Origin of the sequence: Candidatus Pantoea floridensis, assembly GCF_900215435.1 — a bacterium.
Taxonomy (GTDB): Bacteria; Pseudomonadota; Gammaproteobacteria; order Enterobacterales; family Enterobacteriaceae; genus Pantoea; species Pantoea floridensis.
Genome location: NZ_OCMY01000001.1, coordinates 1,594,500 through 1,618,480, shown reverse-complemented (window position 1 = coordinate 1,618,480; position 23,981 = coordinate 1,594,500). Strand labels below are relative to the sequence as shown.

Annotated in this window: 13 protein-coding genes, 1 tRNA gene and 3 rRNA genes; 10 read left to right on the top strand and 7 right to left on the bottom strand. The window is 55.0% G+C overall.

Going from position 1 to position 23,981, the window contains the following annotated elements; genetic code table 11:
- Positions 1-28: 28 nt before the first annotated feature.
- Positions 29-1,309 (bottom strand): phosphoribosylamine--glycine ligase, encoded by a 1,281-nt coding sequence (gene purD / locus CRO19_RS07540; RefSeq protein ID WP_097095295.1) that lies wholly within the window; start codon positions 1,307-1,309, stop codon positions 29-31.
- An 18-nt stretch (positions 1,310-1,327) separates the two neighbouring features.
- Positions 1,328-2,917 (bottom strand): bifunctional phosphoribosylaminoimidazolecarboxamide formyltransferase/IMP cyclohydrolase, encoded by a 1,590-nt coding sequence (gene purH, locus CRO19_RS07535; protein WP_097095294.1) that lies wholly within the window; start codon positions 2,915-2,917, stop codon positions 1,328-1,330.
- A gap of 630 nt (positions 2,918-3,547) precedes the next feature.
- On the opposite strand from purH, the gene CRO19_RS07525 reads away from it, so the two are divergent.
- The 8 genes from CRO19_RS07525 to aceK all read left to right on the top strand — a co-directional run bounded on the left by CRO19_RS07525 (position 3,548) and on the right by aceK (position 14,796).
- A 16S ribosomal RNA gene (locus CRO19_RS07525) occupies positions 3,548-5,088 on the top strand.
- An 89-nt stretch (positions 5,089-5,177) separates the two neighbouring features.
- Positions 5,178-5,253: transfer RNA gene (locus CRO19_RS07520), tRNA-Glu, on the top strand.
- Between the two features lie 213 nt (positions 5,254-5,466).
- Positions 5,467-8,372 (top strand): 23S ribosomal RNA (locus CRO19_RS07515).
- Positions 8,373-8,474: 102 nt separating this feature from the next.
- Positions 8,475-8,590: ribosomal RNA gene (rrf, locus tag CRO19_RS07510) — 5S ribosomal RNA — on the top strand.
- Together the 16S, 23S and 5S rRNA genes with 1 tRNA gene alongside form the textbook arrangement of a ribosomal RNA operon.
- A 297-nt stretch (positions 8,591-8,887) precedes the next feature.
- Entirely contained in the window at positions 8,888-9,817 is a 930-nt protein-coding gene (metA, locus tag CRO19_RS07505; protein ID WP_097095292.1) for a homoserine O-acetyltransferase MetA, read from the top strand.
- Between the two features lie 263 nt (positions 9,818-10,080).
- Positions 10,081-11,679: a malate synthase A gene (gene aceB / locus CRO19_RS07500; RefSeq protein WP_097095291.1), complete on the top strand. Its 1,599-nt coding sequence runs from the start codon at positions 10,081-10,083 to the stop codon at positions 11,677-11,679.
- A 16-nt stretch (positions 11,680-11,695) separates the two neighbouring features.
- Positions 11,696-12,997: an isocitrate lyase gene (gene aceA / locus CRO19_RS07495; protein WP_097095290.1), complete on the top strand. Its 1,302-nt coding sequence runs from the start codon at positions 11,696-11,698 to the stop codon at positions 12,995-12,997.
- Between the two features lie 65 nt (positions 12,998-13,062).
- Positions 13,063-14,796, top strand: a complete 1,734-nt coding sequence (aceK, locus tag CRO19_RS07490) for a bifunctional isocitrate dehydrogenase kinase/phosphatase (RefSeq protein WP_097095289.1) — start codon at positions 13,063-13,065, stop codon at positions 14,794-14,796.
- Here the strand turns inward: aceK and iclR are convergent.
- Entirely contained in the window at positions 14,793-15,626 is an 834-nt protein-coding gene (iclR, locus tag CRO19_RS07485) for a glyoxylate bypass operon transcriptional repressor IclR (protein ID WP_097095288.1), read from the bottom strand. The two genes, aceK and iclR, sit on opposite strands and share 4 nt — an antisense overlap.
- On the opposite strand from iclR, the gene CRO19_RS07480 reads away from it, so the two are divergent.
- Both CRO19_RS07480 and metH read left to right on the top strand, forming a co-directional pair.
- Positions 15,625-15,828, top strand: coding sequence for a hypothetical protein (locus tag CRO19_RS07480; RefSeq protein ID WP_097095287.1), 204 nt, complete (start codon positions 15,625-15,627; stop codon positions 15,826-15,828). The two genes, iclR and CRO19_RS07480, sit on opposite strands and share 2 nt — an antisense overlap.
- Before the next feature lie 14 nt (positions 15,829-15,842).
- The gene (gene metH, locus CRO19_RS07475; protein WP_370659813.1) at positions 15,843-19,508 is read left to right on the top strand and encodes a methionine synthase; all 3,666 of its coding nucleotides are present in this window, start codon (positions 15,843-15,845) and stop codon (positions 19,506-19,508) included.
- Between the two features lie 127 nt (positions 19,509-19,635).
- Here metH and CRO19_RS07470 read toward each other — a convergent pair whose 3' ends face one another.
- The 4 genes from CRO19_RS07470 to yjbE form a co-directional block, all read right to left on the bottom strand.
- Positions 19,636-21,726, bottom strand: a complete 2,091-nt coding sequence (locus tag CRO19_RS07470; protein ID WP_097095285.1) for a YjbH domain-containing protein — start codon at positions 21,724-21,726, stop codon at positions 19,636-19,638.
- Complete coding sequence (locus CRO19_RS07465) at positions 21,726-22,463, bottom strand: capsule biosynthesis GfcC D2 domain-containing protein (RefSeq protein ID WP_097095284.1); 738 nt, start codon at positions 22,461-22,463, stop codon at positions 21,726-21,728. Before CRO19_RS07465 ends, CRO19_RS07470 begins: the two co-directional genes overlap by 1 nt.
- Positions 22,460-23,107, bottom strand: a complete 648-nt coding sequence (locus tag CRO19_RS07460; RefSeq protein ID WP_097095283.1) for a YjbF family lipoprotein — start codon at positions 23,105-23,107, stop codon at positions 22,460-22,462. Before CRO19_RS07460 ends, CRO19_RS07465 begins: the two co-directional genes overlap by 4 nt.
- A 73-nt stretch (positions 23,108-23,180) precedes the next feature.
- Positions 23,181-23,429 (bottom strand): exopolysaccharide production protein YjbE, encoded by a 249-nt coding sequence (gene yjbE / locus CRO19_RS07455; RefSeq protein WP_097095282.1) that lies wholly within the window; start codon positions 23,427-23,429, stop codon positions 23,181-23,183.
- Positions 23,430-23,981: the final 552 nt, after the last annotated feature.

Sequence of the window (23,981 nt, the reverse complement as noted above, 5' to 3'; positions counted from 1 at the left end):
GGGGCACAAGCAGCGCCCCTATGAATGCTTACTTACGGTTAATCGCGCGGTAGCCGATATCGCGGCGGCAGAAGCTGCCATCCCATGAGATGTGCTGCGCTAGCGCATAAGCGTTCTTCTGCGCGGCAGCAACATCTTCACCCAGCGCGGTGACGCATAAGACGCGACCGCCGTTGGTGACTACCAGATCGTCTTTCATCGTGGTTCCTGCATGGAAGACTTTGCCATCCGGTACTTCTTCCAGCGGCAAACCGTGAATCTGATCGCCAGTCGTATAATCTCCCGGATAACCGCCCGCCGCTAATACCACGCCCAGCGCAGGACGCGGATCCCACTTCGAGGTTTGCTGATCCAGTTTGCCGTCGGTAGCCGCCAGGCACAGCGCAACCAGATCCGACTGCAGGCGCAGCATGATCGGTTGGGTTTCTGGATCGCCGAAGCGGCAGTTGAACTCGATCACTTTGGGCTGACCGGCTTTATCGATCATCAAACCGGCATACAGAAAGCCGGTATAGATGTTACCTTCGGCTTTCATGCCGTTAACGGTTGGCCAGATGATCTGATCCATCACGCGCTGGTGGATCTCATCGGTCACCACAGGTGCCGGGGAATAAGCTCCCATGCCACCGGTGTTAGGGCCGGTATCACCATCGCCGACGCGCTTGTGATCCTGACTGGTAGCCATCGGCAGCACATTGTTGCCGTCAACCATCACGATAAAGCTGGCTTCTTCGCCATCCAGGAACTCTTCAATTACGATGCGGTGACCGGCATCGCCGAACGCATTGCCGGCCAGCATATCTTGCACAGCCGCTTCTGCTTCAGCCAACTCCATCGCGACGATAACGCCTTTACCGGCGGCCAATCCGTCAGCTTTGATCACGATCGGTGCGCCTTTCTCACGCAGATAGGCCAGCGCAGGTTCCACTTCGGTGAAGTTTTGGTATTCAGCGGTTGGAATCTGCTGACGTGCCAGGAAATCTTTAGTGAAGGCTTTTGAGCCTTCCAGCTGCGCAGCGGCCTGCGTTGGGCCAAAGATCTTCAGGCCTGCAGCACGGAACGCATCAACTACGCCAATCACCAGCGGCGCTTCTGGGCCAACGATAGTGAGGTCGATCTTTTCCTGCTGTGCAAAGGCCAGCAGTGCGGGAACATCGGTGGCGCTGATGGCCACGTTTTGCAGAGCGGGTTCAAGTGCGGTGCCAGCATTGCCTGGTGCGACAAACACGGTTTCCGCCAGCGGCGACTGCGCTGCTTTCCACGCCAATGCGTGTTCACGTCCGCCATTACCAATCACTAAAATTTTCATCTGTACTGCTCCCAACAATTAATGGCGGAAATGACGCATATCGGTGAAGATCATCGCGATGCCGTGCTCATCAGCGGCGGCAATCACTTCATCATCACGGATTGAACCACCCGGCTGAATCACGCAGCTAATGCCGACAGCCGCTGCGGCGTCGATACCGTCGCGGAACGGGAAGAAAGCGTCAGACGCCATCGCCGAACCTTTCACTTCCAGGCCTTCGTCACCCGCTTTAATACCGGCGATTTTAGCGGAGTAAACACGGCTCATCTGACCGGCGCCAATGCCGATAGTCATATTGTCGCGCGCATAGACGATGGCGTTGGATTTTACGAACTTCGCCACTTTCCAGCAGAACAGCGCATCACGCAGTTCCTGCTCAGTTGGCTGGCGCTTGCTGACCACGCGCAGCTGGCTGGCATCAACCATGCCCAGATCGCGATCCTGCACCAGCACGCCGCCATTAACGCGTTTGAAATCCAGCGCCGCAACGCGGCCTTGCCACTGACCACATACCAGAACGCGCACGTTCTGTTTGACGGCGGTGACTTTCAATGCGGCCTCGCTGGCGGAGGGGGCGATGATCACTTCCACAAACTGACGGCTGATGATGGCCTGCGCGGTGGCTTCGTCCAGCTCGCGGTTAAAGGCGATGATGCCGCCGAAAGCGGAAGTCGGGTCAGTTTTGTAGGCACGCTCGTAAGCTTCAAGAATCGACCCGCCCACCGCGACACCGCATGGGTTAGCGTGCTTGACGATGACACAAGCGGCTTCCTCGAACTCTTTCACGCATTCAAGTGCGGCATCGGTATCGGCGATATTGTTGTAAGAGAGCGCTTTGCCCTGAACCTGTTGCGCGGTGGCAACAGATGCTTCAGCCACATTCTCTTCTATATAGAAGGCAGCATCCTGATGGCTGTTCTCGCCGTAACGCATATCCTGTTTCTTAATGAAGTTGAGGTTCAGCGTGCGCGGGAAACGGCCGGCCGGTTCTTTGCTGTTGCTGTGATAAGCCGGCACCAGGCTGCCGAAGTAGTTGGCAATCATGCTGTCGTAGGCGGCAGTGTGTTCGAAGGCTTTAATGGCCAGATCGAAGCGCGTTTCCAGCGTGAGTGAGTTTTCGTTGGCATCCAGCTCGGCAATAATCGCCTCGTAATCGCCGCTCTTCACTACAATCGCCACGTCTTTGTGGTTCTTGGCTGCGGATCGAACCATGGTTGGGCCACCGATATCGATGTTCTCAACCGCCTCAGCCAGCGAGCAATCAGGTTTGGCAACGGTTTGTGCGAAGGGATAAAGGTTCACCACCACCATGTCGATCGGGTTAATGGCGTGCTCGGCCATGATCGCATCATCCTGACCGCGACGACCCAAAATGCCGCCGTGCACTTTTGGGTGCAGCGTTTTGACGCGTCCATCCATCATTTCCGGAAAACCGGTGTAGTCAGAAACTTCGGTGACGGGCAGGCCCGCATCTGCCAGCAGACGTGCAGTGCCGCCTGTGGAGAGCAGCTCAACACCACGACTGGAGAGTGCCTGAGCAAATTCGAGGATACCGGCTTTATCAGAGACACTGAGCAGAGCGCGGCGTACAGGACGACGTTGTTGCATGGTGGTTTTATCCCTTGGCTTTGTTTCGCGTAAAAAAGAGCGTTACATCAAGCTTAGTGTCTCTCTTCTATATAGAAGGCAACACTTGCCTCATGTAACGCCCCAAAAGGGGCATCCTTGACGTCGCCCGGCATTGTAGCGAAAACGTTTGCGTGATGCTCGCTTAAATTCATTTGTACGACGGAGTGTGGATAACTGTGTGTGTAACTGCGTATAAGGCGGGGTTTTGCTGTGGAATGCAGCGAACGGTTGTTTTTGTTGAATTTAGCGGTTGCGCACTGAGAACAACTCCCTATAATGCGCATCCATCAACACGGCACAACGGTTTACGAAATGTGGTGTTGGTGAGGAAGATTCGATAAGAACTTCCGCCGGATGAAAACGCTGAAAAAAGTGTTTGACTCTGAAGAGGGAAAGCGTAATATACGCCACCTCGCGACAGGCGGTTAACCCGCTGCTCGCAACGCTCTTTAACAATTTATCAGACAATCTGTGTGGGCACTCGCAGGATTGATATCAGCGTCTTTGGACGCAACAAAATATCAAAGCCTCACGAGTGAACACATAATGAAATTCATTATGACGTTTTACAGATGAGCATCGCTGCACGTGTTGCAGCAAATCAAACTTAAATTGAAGAGTTTGATCATGGCTCAGATTGAACGCTGGCGGCAGGCCTAACACATGCAAGTCGGACGGTAGCACAGAGAGCTTGCTCTCGGGTGACGAGTGGCGGACGGGTGAGTAATGTCTGGGAAACTGCCCGATGGAGGGGGATAACTACTGGAAACGGTAGCTAATACCGCATAACGTCGCAAGACCAAAGTGGGGGACCTTCGGGCCTCACACCATCGGATGTGCCCAGATGGGATTAGCTAGTAGGTGGGGTAATGGCTCACCTAGGCGACGATCCCTAGCTGGTCTGAGAGGATGACCAGCCACACTGGAACTGAGACACGGTCCAGACTCCTACGGGAGGCAGCAGTGGGGAATATTGCACAATGGGCGCAAGCCTGATGCAGCCATGCCGCGTGTATGAAGAAGGCCTTCGGGTTGTAAAGTACTTTCAGCGGGGAGGAAGGCGGTGAGGTTAATAACCTCACCGATTGACGTTACCCGCAGAAGAAGCACCGGCTAACTCCGTGCCAGCAGCCGCGGTAATACGGAGGGTGCAAGCGTTAATCGGAATTACTGGGCGTAAAGCGCACGCAGGCGGTCTGTCAAGTCGGATGTGAAATCCCCGGGCTTAACCTGGGAACTGCATTCGAAACTGGCAGGCTAGAGTCTTGTAGAGGGGGGTAGAATTCCAGGTGTAGCGGTGAAATGCGTAGAGATCTGGAGGAATACCGGTGGCGAAGGCGGCCCCCTGGACAAAGACTGACGCTCAGGTGCGAAAGCGTGGGGAGCAAACAGGATTAGATACCCTGGTAGTCCACGCCGTAAACGATGTCGACTTGGAGGTTGTTCCCTTGAGGAGTGGCTTCCGGAGCTAACGCGTTAAGTCGACCGCCTGGGGAGTACGGCCGCAAGGTTAAAACTCAAATGAATTGACGGGGGCCCGCACAAGCGGTGGAGCATGTGGTTTAATTCGATGCAACGCGAAGAACCTTACCTACTCTTGACATCCACGGAACTTGGCAGAGATGCTTTGGTGCCTTCGGGAACCGTGAGACAGGTGCTGCATGGCTGTCGTCAGCTCGTGTTGTGAAATGTTGGGTTAAGTCCCGCAACGAGCGCAACCCTTATCCTTTGTTGCCAGCGGGTAATGCCGGGAACTCAAAGGAGACTGCCAGTGATAAACTGGAGGAAGGTGGGGATGACGTCAAGTCATCATGGCCCTTACGAGTAGGGCTACACACGTGCTACAATGGCGCATACAAAGAGAAGCGACCTCGCGAGAGCAAGCGGACCTCATAAAGTGCGTCGTAGTCCGGATCGGAGTCTGCAACTCGACTCCGTGAAGTCGGAATCGCTAGTAATCGTAGATCAGAATGCTACGGTGAATACGTTCCCGGGCCTTGTACACACCGCCCGTCACACCATGGGAGTGGGTTGCAAAAGAAGTAGGTAGCTTAACCTTCGGGAGGGCGCTTACCACTTTGTGATTCATGACTGGGGTGAAGTCGTAACAAGGTAACCGTAGGGGAACCTGCGGTTGGATCACCTCCTTACCTGAAGATACCTTCCCGCGCAGTGCTCACACAGATTGTCTGATAGAAAAGTAATGAGCAAGACGGCTGCGAAGTCGTGACACTATCGTGTCCCCTTCGTCTAGAGGCCTAGGACACCGCCCTTTCACGGCGGTAACAGGGGTTCGAATCCCCTAGGGGACGCCACTTGCTTGGTGACAGGTGAAAGGTGTCTCCACGACGTATCTCAAAACTGACGTAACCGTCATGTTTGAGATACTGCTCTTTAACAATCCGGAACAAGCTGAAAATTGAAACGACGTGTTGGTTCATTTCTCCGTAATAAGGAATGAATAACAACATGTTCGAGTCTCTCAATGCTTACAGTCTGCAGCGTTGCAAAACGCCTGTGGGTTGTGAGGTTAAGCGACTAAGCGTACACGGTGGATGCCCTGGCAGTCAGAGGCGATGAAGGACGTGCTAATCTGCGTAAAGCGTCGGTAAGGTGATATGAACCGCTACAGCCGACGATGTCCGAATGGGGAAACCCGGTGCACTCAGTGCATCATCGCAACATGAATACATAGTGTTGCGAGGCGAACCCGGGGAACTGAAACATCTAAGTACCCGGAGGAAAAGAAATCAACCGAGATTCCCCCAGTAGCGGCGAGCGAACGGGGAGCAGCCCAGAACCTGAATCAGTTTGTGCATTAGTGGAAGCGTCTGGAAAGTCGCACGACACCGGGTGATAGTCCCGTACACGAAAGTGCACATTCTGTGAGTTCGAAGAGTAGGGCGGGACACGTGGTATCCTGTCTGAATATGGGGGGACCATCCTCCAAGGCTAAATACTCCTGACTGACCGATAGTGAACCAGTACCGTGAGGGAAAGGCGAAAAGAACCCCGGCGAGGGGAGTGAAACAGAACCTGAAACCGTGTACGTACAAGCAGTGGGAGCCTCTTTATGGGGTGACTGCGTACCTTTTGTATAATGGGTCAGCGACTTATATTCTGTAGCAAGGTTAACCGTATAGGGGAGCCGCAGGGAAACCGAGTCTTAACTGGGCGTTAAGTTGCAGGGTATAGACCCGAAACCCGGTGATCTAGCCATGGGCAGGTTGAAGGTTGGGTAACACTAACTGGAGGACCGAACCGACTAATGTTGAAAAATTAGCGGATGACTTGTGGCTGGGGGTGAAAGGCCAATCAAACCGGGAGATAGCTGGTTCTCCCCGAAAGCTATTTAGGTAGCGCCTCGTGAACTCATCCTCGGGGGTAGAGCACTGTTTCGGCTAGGGGGCCATCCCGGCTTACCAACCCGATGCAAACTGCGAATACCGAGGAATGTTATCACGGGAGACACACGGCGGGTGCTAACGTCCGTCGTGAAGAGGGAAACAACCCAGACCGCCAGCTAAGGTCCCAAAGTCATGGTTAAGTGGGAAACGATGTGGGAAGGCACAGACAGCCAGGATGTTGGCTTAGAAGCAGCCATCATTTAAAGAAAGCGTAATAGCTCACTGGTCGAGTCGGCCTGCGCGGAAGATGTAACGGGGCTAAACCATGCACCGAAGCTGCGGCAGCGACGCGTATGCGTTGTTGGGTAGGGGAGCGTTCTGTAAGCCGTTGAAGGTGGCCTGTGAGGGTTGCTGGAGGTATCAGAAGTGCGAATGCTGACATAAGTAACGATAAAGCGGGTGAAAAGCCCGCTCGCCGGAAGACCAAGGGTTCCTGTTCAACGTTAATCGGAGCAGGGTGAGTCGACCCCTAAGGCGAGGCTGAAAAGCGTAGTCGATGGGAAGCAGGTTAATATTCCTGCACTTGGTGTTACTGCGAAGGGGGGACGGAGAAGGCTAGGTTATCCGGGCGACGGTTGTCCCGGTTTAAGCGTGTAGGCTGACACCTTTGGTAAATCCGGGGTGTCTTAAGGCTGAGGCGTGACGACGAGCCACCACGGTGGTGAAGTAACTGATGCCCTGCTTCCAGGAAAAGCCTCTAAGCTCCAGGTAACACGAAATCGTACCCCAAACCGACACAGGTGGTCAGGTAGAGAATACCAAGGCGCTTGAGAGAACTCGGGTGAAGGAACTAGGCAAAATGGTGCCGTAACTTCGGGAGAAGGCACGCTGGCGCGTAGGTGAAGGGACTTGCTCCCGGAGCTGAAGCCAGTCGAAGATACCAGCTGGCTGCAACTGTTTATTAAAAACACAGCACTGTGCAAACACGAAAGTGGACGTATACGGTGTGACGCCTGCCCGGTGCCGGAAGGTTAATTGATGGGGTTATCCGTAAGGAGAAGCTCTTGATCGAAGCCCCGGTAAACGGCGGCCGTAACTATAACGGTCCTAAGGTAGCGAAATTCCTTGTCGGGTAAGTTCCGACCTGCACGAATGGCGTAATGATGGCCAGGCTGTCTCCACCCGAGACTCAGTGAAATTGAAATCGCTGTGAAGATGCAGTGTACCCGCGGCAAGACGGAAAGACCCCGTGAACCTTTACTATAGCTTGACACTGAACATTGAGCCTTGATGTGTAGGATAGGTGGGAGGCTTTGAAGCGTGGACGCCAGTCTGCGTGGAGCCAACCTTGAAATACCACCCTTTAATGTTTGATGTTCTAACGTAGGCCCGTAATCCGGGCTGCGGACAGTGTCTGGTGGGTAGTTTGACTGGGGCGGTCTCCTCCCAAAGAGTAACGGAGGAGCACGAAGGTTGGCTAATCCTGGTCGGACATCAGGAGGTTAGTGCAATGGCATAAGCCAGCTTGACTGCGAGAGTGACGGCTCGAGCAGGTGCGAAAGCAGGTCATAGTGATCCGGTGGTTCTGAATGGAAGGGCCATCGCTCAACGGATAAAAGGTACTCCGGGGATAACAGGCTGATACCGCCCAAGAGTTCATATCGACGGCGGTGTTTGGCACCTCGATGTCGGCTCATCACATCCTGGGGCTGAAGTAGGTCCCAAGGGTACGGCTGTTCGCCGTTTAAAGTGGTACGCGAGCTGGGTTTAGAACGTCGTGAGACAGTTCGGTCCCTATCTGCCGTGGGCGCTGGAGAATTGAGGGGGGTTGCTCCTAGTACGAGAGGACCGGAGTGAACGCACCACTGGTGTTCGGGTTGTCATGCCAATGGCACTGCCCGGTAGCTAAGTGCGGAAAAGATAAGTGCTGAAAGCATCTAAGCACGAAACTTGCCCCGAGATGAGTTCTCCCTGACTCCTTGAGAGTCCTGAAGGGACGTTGAAGACTACGACGTTGATAGGCCGGGTGTGTAAGCGCAGCGATGCGTTGAGCTAACCGGTACTAATGACCCGTGAGGCTTAACCTTACAACGCCAGAGGCGTTTTGGTGAGAGAGACCAGAGATTTTCAGCTTGTTTATGGATTGGTTTGCGGTGCCTGACAGGGCTTCGTGAACGAAACAGAATTTGCCTGGCGGCTTTAGCGCGGTGGTCCCACCTGACCCCATGCCGAACTCAGAAGTGAAACGCCGTAGCGCCGATGGTAGTGTGGGGTCTCCCCATGCGAGAGTAGGGAACTGCCAGGCATCAAATAAGTGAAGAAGCCCTGAACTAACGTTCAGGGCTTTTTTACGTCTTAAGAAATGTAGCGCTGTGCTTTTATTTTATGCAATAAAGTGCCTATATCAGTTATCAACCGCTTCAACATCATCAATAACCTCTGACAAATTCGTCGATCTCCCACGCCTGATTTCAAACTCCACCTAAAGCTGAAACATTTTCATAAACCGCATGAAGACTCGACATTTACGACATATCAGGCTAATGTCGGGCATCTGGATGTCTAAACGTTTATACGGTTGTAAGTAAGAGGTGAGCAGGCTATGCCAATCAGGATTCCCGACGAATTACCGGCAGTGAATTTTTTGCGTGATGAAAACGTCTTTGTCATGACGTCGTCGCGCGCCAGTGTTCAGGAGATCCGTCCGCTAAAAGTGCTGATCCTCAACCTAATGCCTAAGAAGATCGAAACGGAAAATCAGTTCCTGCGCCTGCTCTCAAACTCGCCGCTGCAGATTGACGTACAGCTGCTGCGCATTGATAGCCGTGAGTCGCGCAACACGCCAACCGAGCATCTGAACAACTTTTACTGCAACTTTGAAGATATTCAAAACGATAACTTTGATGGACTGATTGTCACCGGTGCGCCGCTGGGATTGGTTGATTTTAATGATGTGGCCTACTGGCCGCAGATTCAGCGCGTGCTGCACTGGGCCAACGAGCACGTCACATCAACACTGTTTGTCTGTTGGGCGGTACAGGCGGCGCTGAACATTTTGTATGGCATTCCTAAGCAGACGCGGCAAAACAAATTGTCAGGCGTCTACGAGCACCAAATCCTGCATCCACACGCGCTGCTAACCCGTGGCTTTGACGATAACTTCCTCGCGCCACATTCACGCTATGCCGATTTCCCTAGCCAGCTAATTCGTGATTACACCGATCTCGAACTGTTTGCCGAGTCGGAGGCAACGGGCGCGTATTTGATGGCGAGTAAAGATAAGCGTTTAGCCTTTGTCACCGGCCATCCTGAGTACGACGCTTTGACGCTATCAGGCGAATATCATCGCGATTACGATGCGGGTCTGCAGCCGGAGGTGCCGTTTAACTACTTCCCACAGAACAATCCAGAATTGCCGCCGCGAGCGACCTGGCGTAGCCATGGCAATCTGCTGTTCTCGAATTGGCTCAACTACTACGTTTATCAGATTACACCGTTCGATCTGCGACATATGAATCCAACACTCGAATAAGTCTCTCCCTCGTTTGATCCTGCCGTGACAGCCGCAAACTGTTGCGGCTTTTTTTTGCTTTCATTCTTTAGTGGAAATCATTGCCTTTAATTCGAGAGATTAAATTACATAAATATCATATTGATGTATGTAATTTGTAATAATAATGGAAATAGTTTTTGAAAATAAAATTAAAACCATTATGCTCTGATCTTGCAGGTTAAAAAACACCCTACATCCGGATCCGATCGCCAGACGATGGATCAACTCAGGAGGCAGCCCGCATGACAGACTCGGTTATCAGCAATACGCTAACCTTTAGCCAGCCCTTTACCCACGCGGAAAAGCAGCTGCTTACCCCGGAAGCGATCGACTTCATTCATTCACTGGTGGTGCGTTTTGCACCGGAACGCGAACGACTGCTGAAAGCACGCCGGCAACGTCAGCAGCGCTATGATCAAGGTGAGTTACCTGGATTCGATGCGGAAACCGCTTCCATTCGTGAAAATGAGTGGCAAGTTCGTCCCATTCCCCAGCTGCTGCAGGATCGCCGCGTAGAGATCACCGGTCCGCCGGATCGCAAAATGGTGATCAACGCGCTCAATGCGAACGTCAAAGTCTTCATGGCTGACTTTGAAGATTCACTGGCACCGACGTGGCAAAAGTTAGTGGAAGGACAGCTCACGCTGCGCGATGCGGTTAATGGCTCGCTGAGTTTCACCAGCGAGGCCGGTAAGATCTATCAACTGCGTGCCAACCCGGCACTGCTGATGTGCCGCGTGCGTGGCCTGCATCTGGATGAAAAGCATGTAGAGTGGCGCGATCGGGCCATTCCGGGTGGATTGTTCGACTTTGCGCTCTACTTTTTCCACAACGTTGAAGCGTTGCTGGAGAAGGGCCACGCACCGTGGTTTTATTTGCCGAAAACCGAGCATGCGGCTGAAGTAGCATGGTGGCGTGAGATCTTCCGCTTTAGTGAAGATCGCTTTGATCTACCGCGCGGAACGATCAAAGCCACGGTGTTGATCGAAACGTTGCCTGCGGTATTCCAGATGGATGAGATCCTATGGGAACTGCGCGATCACGCGGTCGGCCTGAACTGCGGTCGCTGGGATTATATCTTCAGCTACATCAAAACATTGGGCCAACATCCCGATCGTATCCTGCCGGATCGTCAGCAAATCAGCATGGACCAGCCGTTCCTTGATGCCTATTCCCGCCTGCTGATCAAAACCTGCCATCGCCGCGGCGCGCTGGCAATGGGCGGCATGTCGGCGCTGATTCCGAGCAAAGATGCAGAGCGCAATTTATGGGTGACGCAAAAAGTACAGGAGGATAAAACGCGCGAAGCGGGCAACGGCCACGATGGTACATGGGTCGCCCATCCCGGCCTGGCTGATATCGCGATGGAGGCGTTTGATCGGCGGTTGGGCCACCAACCTAATCAACTGCATATCACGCGTGCACAAGATGCGCCGATCACCGCCGAACGTCTGCTGGCGCCGTGTCGCGGTAAACGTACGGAAGCGGGCATGCGCGCTAACATCCGCGTGGCGCTGCAATATCTTGAAGCCTGGATCAGCGGCAACGGCTGCGTACCGATTGATGGCTTGATGGAAGATGCCGCCACTGCAGAAATTGCGCGCACCTCTATCTGGCAATGGATTCATCACAGACAAATTCTCAACGATGGCCAGCCAGTAACAGTCGCGCTGTTCGAACGGCTGCTGGATGAAGAGTTAGCCGCGCTGCAGCACACCCTTGGCACCGAACGTTTTAGCAACGGACGTTTCGATGATGCTGCTGCGTTGATGGCAAAAATCACTACCGATGATGAACTGGTTTCTTTCCTCACTCTGCCGGGCTATCGCCTGCTGCCCTGAACCTGGAGATATGGCTATGAATCGTACGCAACAGATCAAACAACTGGAATCGAGCTGGAACGAGGCGCGCTGGGAAGGGATCACACGACCATACAGTGCGGAAGATGTCATCAACCTGCGCGGTTCGGTCAATCCGGCCTGCACGCTGGCAGAGCGCGGCGCGACCAAACTGTGGTCGCTGCTCAACGGCGAATCCAGCAAAGGTTATATCAACAGCCTCGGCGCGTTGACCGGTGGCCAGGCGGTGCAGCAGGCGAAAGCCGGTATTGAGGCGATTTACCTCTCCGGCTGGCAGGTGGCAGCCGATGCCAACCTTGCTGGACAGATGTATCCCGATCAGTCGCTGTATCCGGTGAATTCGGTGCCCAATGTGGTGGAGCGCATCAATCAAAGTTTCCAGCGTGCCGATCAGATTCAGTGGGCCAGCGGCGTGTCGCCAGAAGATAGCGATTTTATTGATTACTTCCTGCCGATTGTGGCCGATGCAGAAGCGGGATTTGGCGGCGTACTCAACGCGTTCGAGTTGATGAAATCGATGATTCAGGCCGGTGCAGGTGCGGTACATTTTGAAGATCAGCTGGCGGCGGTGAAGAAGTGCGGGCACATGGGCGGTAAAGTGCTAGTGCCGACGCAGGAAGCCATCCAAAAGCTGGTGGCGGCGCGTCTGGCGGCGGATGTAATGAACGTGCCGACAGTATTGATCGCGCGCACCGATGCCGATGCGGCCGATCTGATTACCTCCGACTGCGACCCGCGCGATGCGGCGTTCATCACCGGCGAGCGCACCGCCGAAGGCTTTTTCCGCACGCACGCCGGCATTGAACAGGCGATCAGTCGCGGGCTCTCCTATGCGCCGTATGCCGATGTGCTGTGGTGCGAAACCTCAACGCCCGATCTTGAGCTGGCACAGCGCTTTGCCGATGCGATTCACGCGCAGTATCCCGGCAAGCTGCTGGCCTATAACTGCTCGCCGTCGTTTAACTGGAAGAAAAATCTCGACGATCGCACCATCGCGCGTTTCCAGCAGGCATTGAGCGACATGGGCTATCGCTTCCAGTTCATCACGCTGGCTGGCATTCACAGCATGTGGTTCAACATGTTCGACCTCGCCCACGCCTATGCGCAGGGCGAAGGTATGCGGCATTACGTGGAAAAAGTGCAGCAGCCGGAGTTTGCGGCACGCGATAAAGGCTATACCTTCTCGTCACATCAGCAGGAAGTCGGCACCGGCTATTTCGATCGCATCACCAATGTGATTCAGGGCGGGCAATCCTCGGTAACCGCACTAACCGGTTCCACTGAAGCCTCGCAGTTCTAAACCCACACCGATACTGCCATTGTAGGGTCGCCATTAATGGCGACCGTTTTCCTGGAGCGTTGCCGATGACACCGAGAGAATCGCTGATCGCCCACACCATCCTGCAAGGTTTTGATGCGCAGTATGGTCGCTTTCTGGATATCACAGCCGGCGCACAGCAGCGCTTCGAGCAGGCCGACTGGCTCGCGGTGCAGCAGGCAATGAAAGCGCGTATCCATCTCTACGATCACCACGTTGGCCTGGTTACCCATCAGCTGCGCATTCTCAATGACACCTCTGAATGGGATGAAGCCTTTTGGCTGCGCGTTAAAAGCCATTACGAAACCCTGTTGCCTGGCTATCCGCGCCATGAAATTGCCGAAAGCTTTTTTAACTCGGTCTATTGTCGATTGCAGGGACACAGACACCTTTCGCCCGAGCGGCTATTTATCTTCCCGTCGCAGCCTTACGCGCCGGCTCCGGTTGCGCAGCGCCCGCTGTCGCGCCTCTATCGCCCGCAGCAAAATTGGCAGGAAACGCTGCGTCAGGTGTTAAATGACATGCCGCTGCGCCTGACGTGGCAGGATCAGACGCGTGATATCGGCTGGATTGTCCGTCATCTGCATGAACAGTTTGGCGCCGCGCAGTTGGCAACGGCAACGCTGGATGTCGCCTGCGAGCTGTTTTACCGCAACAAAACCGCGTGGATTGTGGCGCGGCTGCAGCTGAGTGATGGCATGGTGCCCTGCTTGCTGCCGATCCAGCGTGATGATGCTGGACGCTTGTGGATCGATACCTGTCTCACGGATAGCGATGATGCCAGCATCGTGTTTGGCTTCGCGCGCGCTTACTTCATGGTGTACGCGCCGGTGCCGGCAGCGCTGGTGGCGTGGCTACAACCGATTCTGCCAGGCAAAACCGTCGCTGAGCGCTACATGGCGATTGGCTGTCAGAAGCACGGGAAAACCGAATGTTATCGTGAATATCTGCACTATCTGGCACACAGCCAGGAGGATTTCACCATCGCGCCCGGCATTCGCGGCATGGTGATGATGGTGTTCACGCTTCCCGGTTTTGATCGGGTGTTCAAAGTGATCAAAGACCGCTTCGCGCCACAAAAAGAGGTTACCGATGCGCAGGTGCGCGACTGCTACCGCATGGTTAAAGAGCACGATCGCGTCGGACGCATGGCGGATACGCAGGAGTTCGAACACTTTGCGTTACCGCGCGCGCGTATTCCCGCCGAGCTGATGGCGGAGTTTGAACGCGATATTCCTGAAAAGCTGGAAGTGCGCGACGACGTGGTAATCATCCGCCATTTATGGCTGGAACGGCGCATGGAGCCGCTCAATTTGTGGCTGGCGCAGGCCACGCCGGAGCAGCGGCAGCACGCGATTGGCGAGTACGGCGATGCGATTCGCCAGCTGGCGGCGGCGAATATTTTCCCCGGCGACATGCTGTTCAAAAACTTTGGTATGACGCGCCATGGTCGCGTGGTGTTTTACGACTACGACGAAATCCGTCCGATGAGCGAACTGGTATTCCGCGATGTGCCGCAGGCACGTTATGAAGAGGATGAGCTACAGGCCGAGCCCTGGTATAGCGTTGGGCCGGATGATGTGTTCCCGGAAACCTTCCGCTATGCGCTGTGCAGCGAACCGGCGACCGGTAAATTGCTGCTGGCGCTGCATCCCCAGCTGTTTGATCCCAACTGGTGGCGTGCGCTGCAAGTGCGCATCCGCGCAGGGCATATTGAAGAGGTGATTGCCTGGCGCGCCAGCCAGCGTTTCAGCGCGCGCTATGCTTCGGTGGCCGCTTAGCGGCCAGAATAGGTTTGCGTCACCTGTTTGGCGGCGCGAATCACCAGCGCACCCAGTTCGGTAATGCGGTCGTCGGTCATACGCGCAATCGGGCCGGAAATGGAAATCGCGGCGAACGGTTCGCCGTGCTCGTCATAAATCGGCGCGGCGACACAGCGCAGACCCAGCGCGTGCTCCTCATCATCATGCGAAAAGCCCATTTTGCGAATCAGCGCCAGATTTTCTTTCAGGCTGTGCGGCGACATCAGCGTCTTCGGCGTGTAGTGATGCAATCCTTTTTGGTGCAGCAGCGACGTGACTTGCTCATCACTCAGATGCGCCAAAAAGGCTTTACCGGCACCGGATGCATGCATCGGCAGCTTGCCGCCGATCGGCGCCGACATACGCATTAGCTGCGTGCACTGCACCTGATCGATAATCACCGCCTGATAATCACTAAGATCCAGCACCGCCAGATTCACCGTCTCGCCGGCATCTTCCATCAGCTTGCGTAATACTGGATGCACAATCGCCAGCAGATTGCGGCTCTGCAGAAAGCTGCTGCCGACCACAAAGGCATGTGAAGCGATGGTCCATAACCCTAAGTCGCCTACCTGATGGACAAAACCCTGTTGCTGCATGGTGGTGAGCAGGCGATGCGTGGTCGAATTCGGTAAGCCAGCCTGCTGGGCCAGCTCCGTGAGCGCTACGCTGCCGTGGGATTCGGCAATCAGCTCCAGCAGGCGCAGGCCGCGCGTCAGTGACTGAACCTGCCCGCCTACAGGCGCGCTGGTGGTGGTGGTTGTAGCACGAGGTTTCTTGCCGCGTTTCACGGGCGCAGGGGTTGCCATGACTTCTCCACAATCGCATCAATTATGGAAACCATTTTCGTTTTTAATGGTACGAATGCAAACGTTCGCTTTCTGGTCGGATCTGTTAGGCATCCTGGCTGAAAATGTCTCATCTGACCTGACTTTTGCTCACCTTAAAGATATGCCAGTATGTCTGGCTGGCATTGTTGCCAACGCAATGACGTGGACGGGGCAAGAGTGAGCAATAAAACAGACATGCTGCAGCAGCAGCTGGCGCAACGCATCATGATTCTGGACGGTGGCATGGGCACCATGATCCAGAGTTATAAACTGAGCGAGCAGGATTTTCGTGGCAGCCGCTTTGCCGACTGGCCATCCGATTTGAAGGGCAACAACGATCTGTTGGTGCTCACCAAACCGCAGGTGATCCGCGAAATTCATGATGCGTACCTCGCTGCGGGCGCGGATATTCTGGAAACCAACACCTTTAACTCCACCACCATTGCGATGGCGGACTATGCGATGGAAGCGCTGTCGGCGGAGATCAACTTCGAAGCCGCTAAACTGGCGCGAGCCTGCGCGGATGCATGGACGGCGAAAACGCCGCATCGCCCGCGCTACGTGGCGGGCGTATTGGGCCCGACCAACCGCACCTGTTCTATCTCGCCGGATGTTAACGATCCCGCCTATCGTAACGTCACCTTTAATCAGCTGGTGGATGCCTATCGTGAATCGACTCATGCGCTGATTGCCGGCGGTTCCGATCTCATCATGATCGAAACGGTGTTCGATACGCTGAATGCCAAAGCGGCCATCTATGCGGTGCAGGCCGAAATGGAAGCGATGGGCGTGACGCTGCCGCTGATGATCTCCGGCACAATCACCGATGCCTCCGGTCGTACGCTCTCCGGCCAAACTACCGAAGGTTTCTATAACTCGCTGCGCCACGCCGAGCCGCTGTCATTTGGCCTTAACTGTGCACTCGGCCCGGACGAACTGCGTCAATATGTCGCAGAGTTGTCGCGCATAGCCGAAGGTTACGTCACCGCGCACCCGAATGCCGGTTTGCCCAATGCCTTTGGTGAATACGATCTTGATGCCGCCATCATGGCTGAGCAGATTGGTGAGTGGGCACGCGCCGGATTCCTCAACATTATCGGCGGCTGCTGTGGCACCACGCCGGAGCATATCGCGGCGATGGCGGCAGCAGTAGAAGGCGTTGCGCCGCGCCGGCTGCCGGAGATTCCGGTGGCTTGCCGCTTAGCCGGGCTGGAACCGCTCAACATTCACGCCGATTCACTGTTCGTCAACGTTGGCGAACGTACCAACGTCACCGGCTCGGCTAAGTTCAAGCGGCTGATCAAAGAAGAGAAATATAACGAAGCACTGGATGTGGCGCGCCAGCAGGTGGAGAACGGTGCGCAAATCATTGATATCAACATGGATGAAGGCATGCTGGATGCGGAAGCGGCCATGGTGCGCTTCCTCAACCTGATCGCCGGTGAGCCGGATATCGCGCGCGTGCCGATCATGATCGACTCCTCAAAATGGGAGGTGATCGAGAAAGGCCTGCAGTGCATTCAGGGCAAAGGCATCGTTAACTCCATCTCGATGAAAGAGGGCGTTGAACCTTTCATTGAGCACGCACGCAAAGTGCGTCGCTACGGCGCGGCGATGGTGGTGATGGCGTTTGATGAAATCGGCCAGGCGGATACGCGCGCGCGCAAAATCGAAATCTGTCGCCGCGCCTACAAGATCCTCACCGAAGAGGTCGGTTTCCCGCCAGAAGACATCATTTTCGATCCGAATATTTTTGCCGTTGCCACCGGTATTGAAGAGCACAACAACTACGCGATGGACTTTATTGGCGCCTGTGAAGACATTAAGCGCGAGCTGCCACACGCGATGATCTCCGGCGGCGTCTCCAACGTATCGTTCTCGTTCCGCGGTAACGAACCGGTGCGTGAAGCGATCCACGCGGTGTTCCTCTATTACGCCATCCGCAACGGCATGGACATGGGCATCGTCAACGCCGGGCAGCTGGCGATTTATGACGATCTGCCAGCCGAACTACGCGATGCGGTGGAAGACGTGATCCTCAACCGCCGAGATGAGGGTACCGAGCGCCTGCTGGAGCTGGCGGAGAAGTATCGCGGCAATAAAGGCGACGGTGAGCAGGAGAAACAGCAGGCCGAATGGCGCAGCTGGGACGTGGTAAAACGTCTGGAATACTCGCTGGTGAAAGGCATCACCGAGTTTATCGAGCTGGATACCGAGGAGGCGCGTCAGGCATCCGAACGCCCGATTCAGGTGATTGAAGGACCGCTGATGTCCGGCATGAACGTGGTCGGCGACCTATTCGGCGAGGGTAAAATGTTTCTGCCGCAGGTGGTGAAATCGGCGCGCGTAATGAAGCAAGCAGTGGCCTATCTCGAACCCTATATTCAGGCCAGCAAAGAGGCCGGACGCAGCAACGGCAAGATCGTACTGGCGACGGTGAAGGGCGACGTGCACGACATCGGCAAAAACATCGTCGGCGTCGTACTGCAGTGTAATAACTACGAAATTATCGACCTTGGCGTAATGGTGCCGAGTGACAAAATCCTCAAAACCGCGCTTGCTGAGAACGCCGATATTATCGGGCTTTCCGGCCTGATTACGCCGTCGCTGGATGAAATGGTCAACGTGGCGAAAGAGATGGAGCGCCAGGGATTCACCATCCCGCTACTGATTGGCGGCGCGACCACCTCGAAGGCGCATACCGCGGTGAAGATTGAGCAGAATTACAGCGGTCCAACGGTGTATGTGCAAAACGCCTCGCGCACCGTGGGCGTGGTGTCATCGCTGCTCTCCGACACGCTGAAAGAGGATTTTGTGGCGCGCACGCGCAAAGAGTACGACACGGTGCGCATTCAGCACGGACGTAAAAAGCCGCGCACGCCGCCGGTGAGTCTGCAAACCGCGCGCGATAATGATTATTCCATCGATTGGGAGAGCTACACGCCGCCGGTGCCGCATCGCCTCGGTGTGAGCACGGTGCAAGCCAGCATCGAAACGCTGCGTAATTACATCGACTGGACGCCGTTCTTTATGACCTGGTCGCTGGCAGGGAAATATCCGCGCATTCTGGAAGATGAGGTGGTGGGTGAAGAGGCCAAACGGCTGTTTGCCGATGCGAATGCCATGCTCGATATGCTGAGCGCCAGCGGCACGCTCAATCCACGCGGCGTGGTCGGCATCTTCCCGGCTAACCGCGTCGGCGATGATATTGAGATCTATCGCAATGAGAACCGTGATGAGGTGCTGTGCGTGAGCCACCATCTGCGTCAGCAGACGGAGAAAACCGACTTTGCTAACTATTGTCTGGCCGACTTCGTGGCGCCGAAATCCAGCGGTAAAGCCGATTATCTCGGTGCGTTTGCCGTTACCGCAGGCATAGAAGAGGATGCGCTGGCCGAGGCGTATGACAAGCAGCACGATGATTACAACAAAATCATGGTGAAAGCGGTGTCGGATCGTCTGGCGGAAGCCTTTGCCGAGTATCTGCACGAGCGGGTGCGTAAGGTGATTTGGGGCTTTGCCGCCCATGAGAATCTCAGCAACGAAGAGCTGATTCGCGAGAATTATCAGGGCATTCGTCCCGCGCCGGGTTATCCCGCTTGTCCGGAACATACCGAAAAAGCGCCCATTTGGCAGCTGCTGGAGGTGGAAGCCAATACCGGCATGAAACTCACCGAATCCTTCGCCATGTGGCCCGGTGCGGCGGTTTCCGGCTGGTACTTCAGCCATCCTGACAGTAAATATTTCGCCGTGGCGCAGATTCAACGCGACCAGGTGGAAGATTACGCGGCGCGTAAAGGGATGAGCGTGAGCGAGGTTGAGCGCTGGCTGGCGCCGAATCTGGGTTATGACGCGGATTAATTCATTTAGGAGATCGCCATCAATGGCGGCCCTTCGTAGGGTCGCCATTAATGGCGACCGTGAACGGGGCGCGTAATAAAAAAAGGTCGGCATAAATGCCGACCCTACAATTAATGAAAATAATCAATCAGTTAAACCGCGCATCGCGATCTGACGTCAGATCGTACAGCTGGTACTTACGGCCCAGCATCTGGCCGCCATCGCGCGTCAGCGGTACCCAATTCACCTGTGCACGGCCACGGGTTGGCGTCACGGTAAACAGATCCATCGGCACCGAAATGTAGAAGCCTTTGGTAAAGTCGCCTTCACCATACGCTTCTGCCGACACGTTGGTTTTGGTGGCGTAGAAGCCAACCATCACGCCGCTGTCGAAGCGCTTCGACACATCCAGCGTCACACCTTTATCTTTTGCCAGATATTGCCCGACGCTGGCTTTCACCAAGACATCCTGCATAAACCATGGACGCCAGTAGGTGGTGAAGTGTCCGGTTGGCGCTTTGTAATCGGTGAACTGCATCATGTTGTCCCAATCACGCTGCTTCACGTAGTTGGCATCAACCCCGAATGCCCAGTTGCTATCAATCGGACGATACAACACTTCGCCACCGACGCCGCCGTACATGGTTTCCAGATAACCGCCGTAAACCTGGCCATAGAAACCATTGCCGAGCGAATGCATGTAGTTGGCTTGCAGATCGTTGACGTAAACGTTGTTCTCAACGTAATCGCGAATATGGGTGCGCACGCGCGGCAGCGTGGAATCCGCAGGCGCGCCGTTGTAGTTAAATTTGTTGTAGTTATTCGCGACGTTGCCGAACAGGCTGCCGCCCACCAGCAGGTGATCGGTGAGCCAGTAATCGGCGTTGGCCATCACGCCAACCTGATACATATAGAAGCTTTCCGGTCCGCCCACCGACTGATTCAGCACCGGCGACAAACTGTAGTTCAGGCGCTCTTTGCGGATAAAGAAGCCTTGCTCAGTGGTGCCGGGATCGACCGGATTATCACGCGTCTGCTGCAGCGGCTGCTCGTGTCCCAGCGGATAACCGGCCAGCTCGTTGTGCAGGCTGGCGACGTTGGTGCGCGTGCTGACCTGCGGCATATTGAAGCGCGACTCGGTGACATCGATGGTATCGATACCGGCTGGCAGGTTATTCATGATGATGCGATTGGCGCGATCGACGCCTTCGCGCGTGTCGCGATATTTGGTTTGTTCGCCGGAAACGTACAGCGTGCTGCCTTTGGTCTGAATATGCGGGCCGTTCAGCCCAGCGTTGTACTTCAGATCCGTCAGCTGATTCGCCACCACCGTTGGTTGCAGCAGGTCGCCCTGCGGCTGCGGGTTGTAGGCCGGTTTCTCGCTATCAATGTGCGACTGATGCAGATCGTTGAAGTTGGTGCGCAGGGTAAAGCCGAACATAAAGGTGTTGCCGCGCTCGTAGCTGGCGTTGATGTCGGCCCAATCGGTGATGCGATAAATCGCGCCGACGTTAACCTTGCTGCGCTGATCCAGACGGCCAGCAAAATCATCCTGATAGTTGTTGCCTTCGTATTCCACTTTGAGGCGCAGCGGCTGCCACGGCGTCTGATACTCCACGCCGCCGAACAGCGCCGACGGGCCATGGAACATCTGCGAACCATTAATCGAACCCGCTTCGCCACCGCCGGTGCGGCTACAGAAACTGTCGCTGTAGGAACAGAACGGATTTTTGATGGTGCCGCTGTTGCCGAGATAGCCCCAGCCCAGGCCTAAGGTGAAATCAAACGGGCCCCACGCTTTGCTGGCGACCAGATATTCGCTGTCGAATAAACCGGTGCCGCCTAAATCGCGCGAGCCAACCGCCACTTCGGGCAGCCAGTAGCTCTCCTGCCACAGCCGGAGCTTCACATCGAAGGCTTTGTCTTTATAGCTTTGGTTACCGCTGAAACCCTCTACCGCACTGTAGCGGCGCGTCCGCACGTCGGTATAACGCACGGTGGTTTCCAGCCACGGGAACAGCTGCAGTGAGGCCGAATAGTAACGATATTGATCGTTATCGCGGAAGTTAACGCTAAATTCACCCTCTTTCGCCATACGCGCCGTTGGCGTTTGCATCAGGCCCACGCCGCCGAAATCCGATTGCGAAGGACCGACCGGTTCAGGCCAGGTTTCCGCATGCACCTGGCAGGCAGCGGCAACGGAAGCAGCCAACAGGCTGAGAAGTAATTGTTTTTTCATCAGTCTGGTATCCGGTGAGTCAGAACGGAAAGCATGCGCGTATTCAAATCGCTTTGGCCCCAGGGCAGGCTCCATGAGGTGAAACCGAGCCAGATAATAGTGCCGGGCTCCACTTCAACGTGGCGATGATTCCAGTAAGCGATAGGCACTTGCTGCGTGCTGCCGGACGGCGCAATCACCGTGGCAAAACTGCGCTCCGCGCCGGACAGGCGTTCGTGACCGTCAAGATAATCACGCACCTCACGGCCGGGCTGCCAGCTCTCTTTACCGGGATTGCTCAGCGCACCGAGCACCAGCACCTGCGTGGGCTGCGCCAGCGTGTACAGGTCATAGCTGCCCTGCAGCGTGCGGTTAGCCTGCGGACGCAGGCGCACTTCATCGGGATCGAGCGAAGTGAACTGGCGGCCAGTGACTTTTACGTCATTGAGCTGGCGGATGACTGCGCCAATAGTGGCGGCCAGCGACTCACCGCTGTCGGCTTGCCAGGCGCGCAGATCGGCCAGCAGCTGTTGCTGCTGTTGTTGAGCCACGGCGGTTGCGCCGCGTTCGGCAATCACCGTACCCGGCCACCAACTGCGCAGTGCAGGATTTGTCAGTAATTGAGAGAGGTCTTGCGCATCATCGATTTGCAGTGCGTTTTTACCCTGCACATCGTGCACGGTGACGTGAGCCGCGGCCAGCGCATGGCCAGCCGTTAGCAGCATCAACGCTGCCAGCATTGGAGTTATTTTTTTCATGATTTCGCCGGCTTCAGAATAGTGGTTTCAACAGGGAAGGCGTCGGCGGCCAGCATCTGATTGGCCTGCAGCACTGTGCCGTCGCGGTTATCGATCCAGAAGGTGTTCTGCCACTCCGCGCCCACGCTTTCCATGCGCACGGTTTCATGCCAGACGCGGCAGGGCACGCGCTCACCGGCTATGTCCAGAACGGTATCGTCACCGCGCTGGAAGGTGGAGGTGGCCGTTGCGGCACGGACTTTTTCCTGTTCGCGCCACTGCACCACGCGCGTCCAGCCAGCACCGTTTTGCAGGTGCAGCGCATCGGCAAGCGGATCCTGCGCCAGATTACTGACATCCGTAAGGTTGCTCGGTAATCCCAGGGTTTTCACCAAACGACCGTGCTGCATCACCAGCATGGCTTTATCCTGAGTCACCCATTTCTGCTGACCGTTTTCGTTGTAACCCAGCACCACGAAGATACGTGGGCCATCATTAATGCGGGCATAAAGGCTGGCGTAGGGCAGGTTATTGACCTGTTCGTCAGTGACCGTGACATCATCCGGCCCCTTTACGGCCAGCATTACGGTTTGTTCGAGGCCTTTTTGCGTTTGCGTGCAGGCCTGCAATAACAGGCAAAGTAGTAGCAAAGAGAGTCGGCGCACTGTGTATCCCTGTCTAAATAAGCCAAACAAAAAATAACCACACGACTGTGTGGTTATGTTTAAAGGTGCTACATCAACGAGTGGTGCTCGTTGTGGTGGTTGTTGTTGTACCGGTATTTGCGCCGTCACCGCCGCCAGAAGCAGCAATGCCGAGGCCCACTAACGCACCGAGCGCGCCGATACCCACAGCGGTAGACGCACCGGCAGAGATTGCTCCCGCCTGCGCGCCCGCTGCAGCACCAGCTTCTTCCGGTGCGGCAATCGCAGAGGAAGAGACGGCAACGTAAAGTAAGGCTGCACCGGCAACCATCAGTTTTTTCATAACAACGTTTCCTGCATTTATATAAATGAATGAATGTAGGATGTACCCAGATTTCGGGCGCGTTCAGTATAGGGCAACAAATTACCAGAGTTCAGTCTGAGTAAAAGAGGGTAACAAACAGTGATGTTTCTGGTGATAAATACGGCGAATTGGCGTTAGATGCTTTTTTTAAATGCACTTTTTTGCAGGCGTGGAATAATTAATGGGTTGTGCGAAGTGAGGCAGGATTTTTCACTTTTGCATTAACTATTGGTACGGAATAGGAATAATCAGATTTTCCTGAAGCAGGATAAATAAAAATCATAAATCAATCATACGGATAGATTTAAATTCTCGGTAAATAGATCCATTTTTTAGTGAGCGCCATTCGGAATTATCTTGAAAAGATCCGATTATCCTTAGGTCACTTTAAGAATAATCTAACTGTGACGTGATGGGTAAATAACGGCGTTGTCAGCGGTATTAGGGAGTTAAACGTCATAGTGAAGGGAATATTGCCGGGGTCATGGCTTTGCTGCGGTGAAATTCATCCCAACAAGCAGGGATGAATTA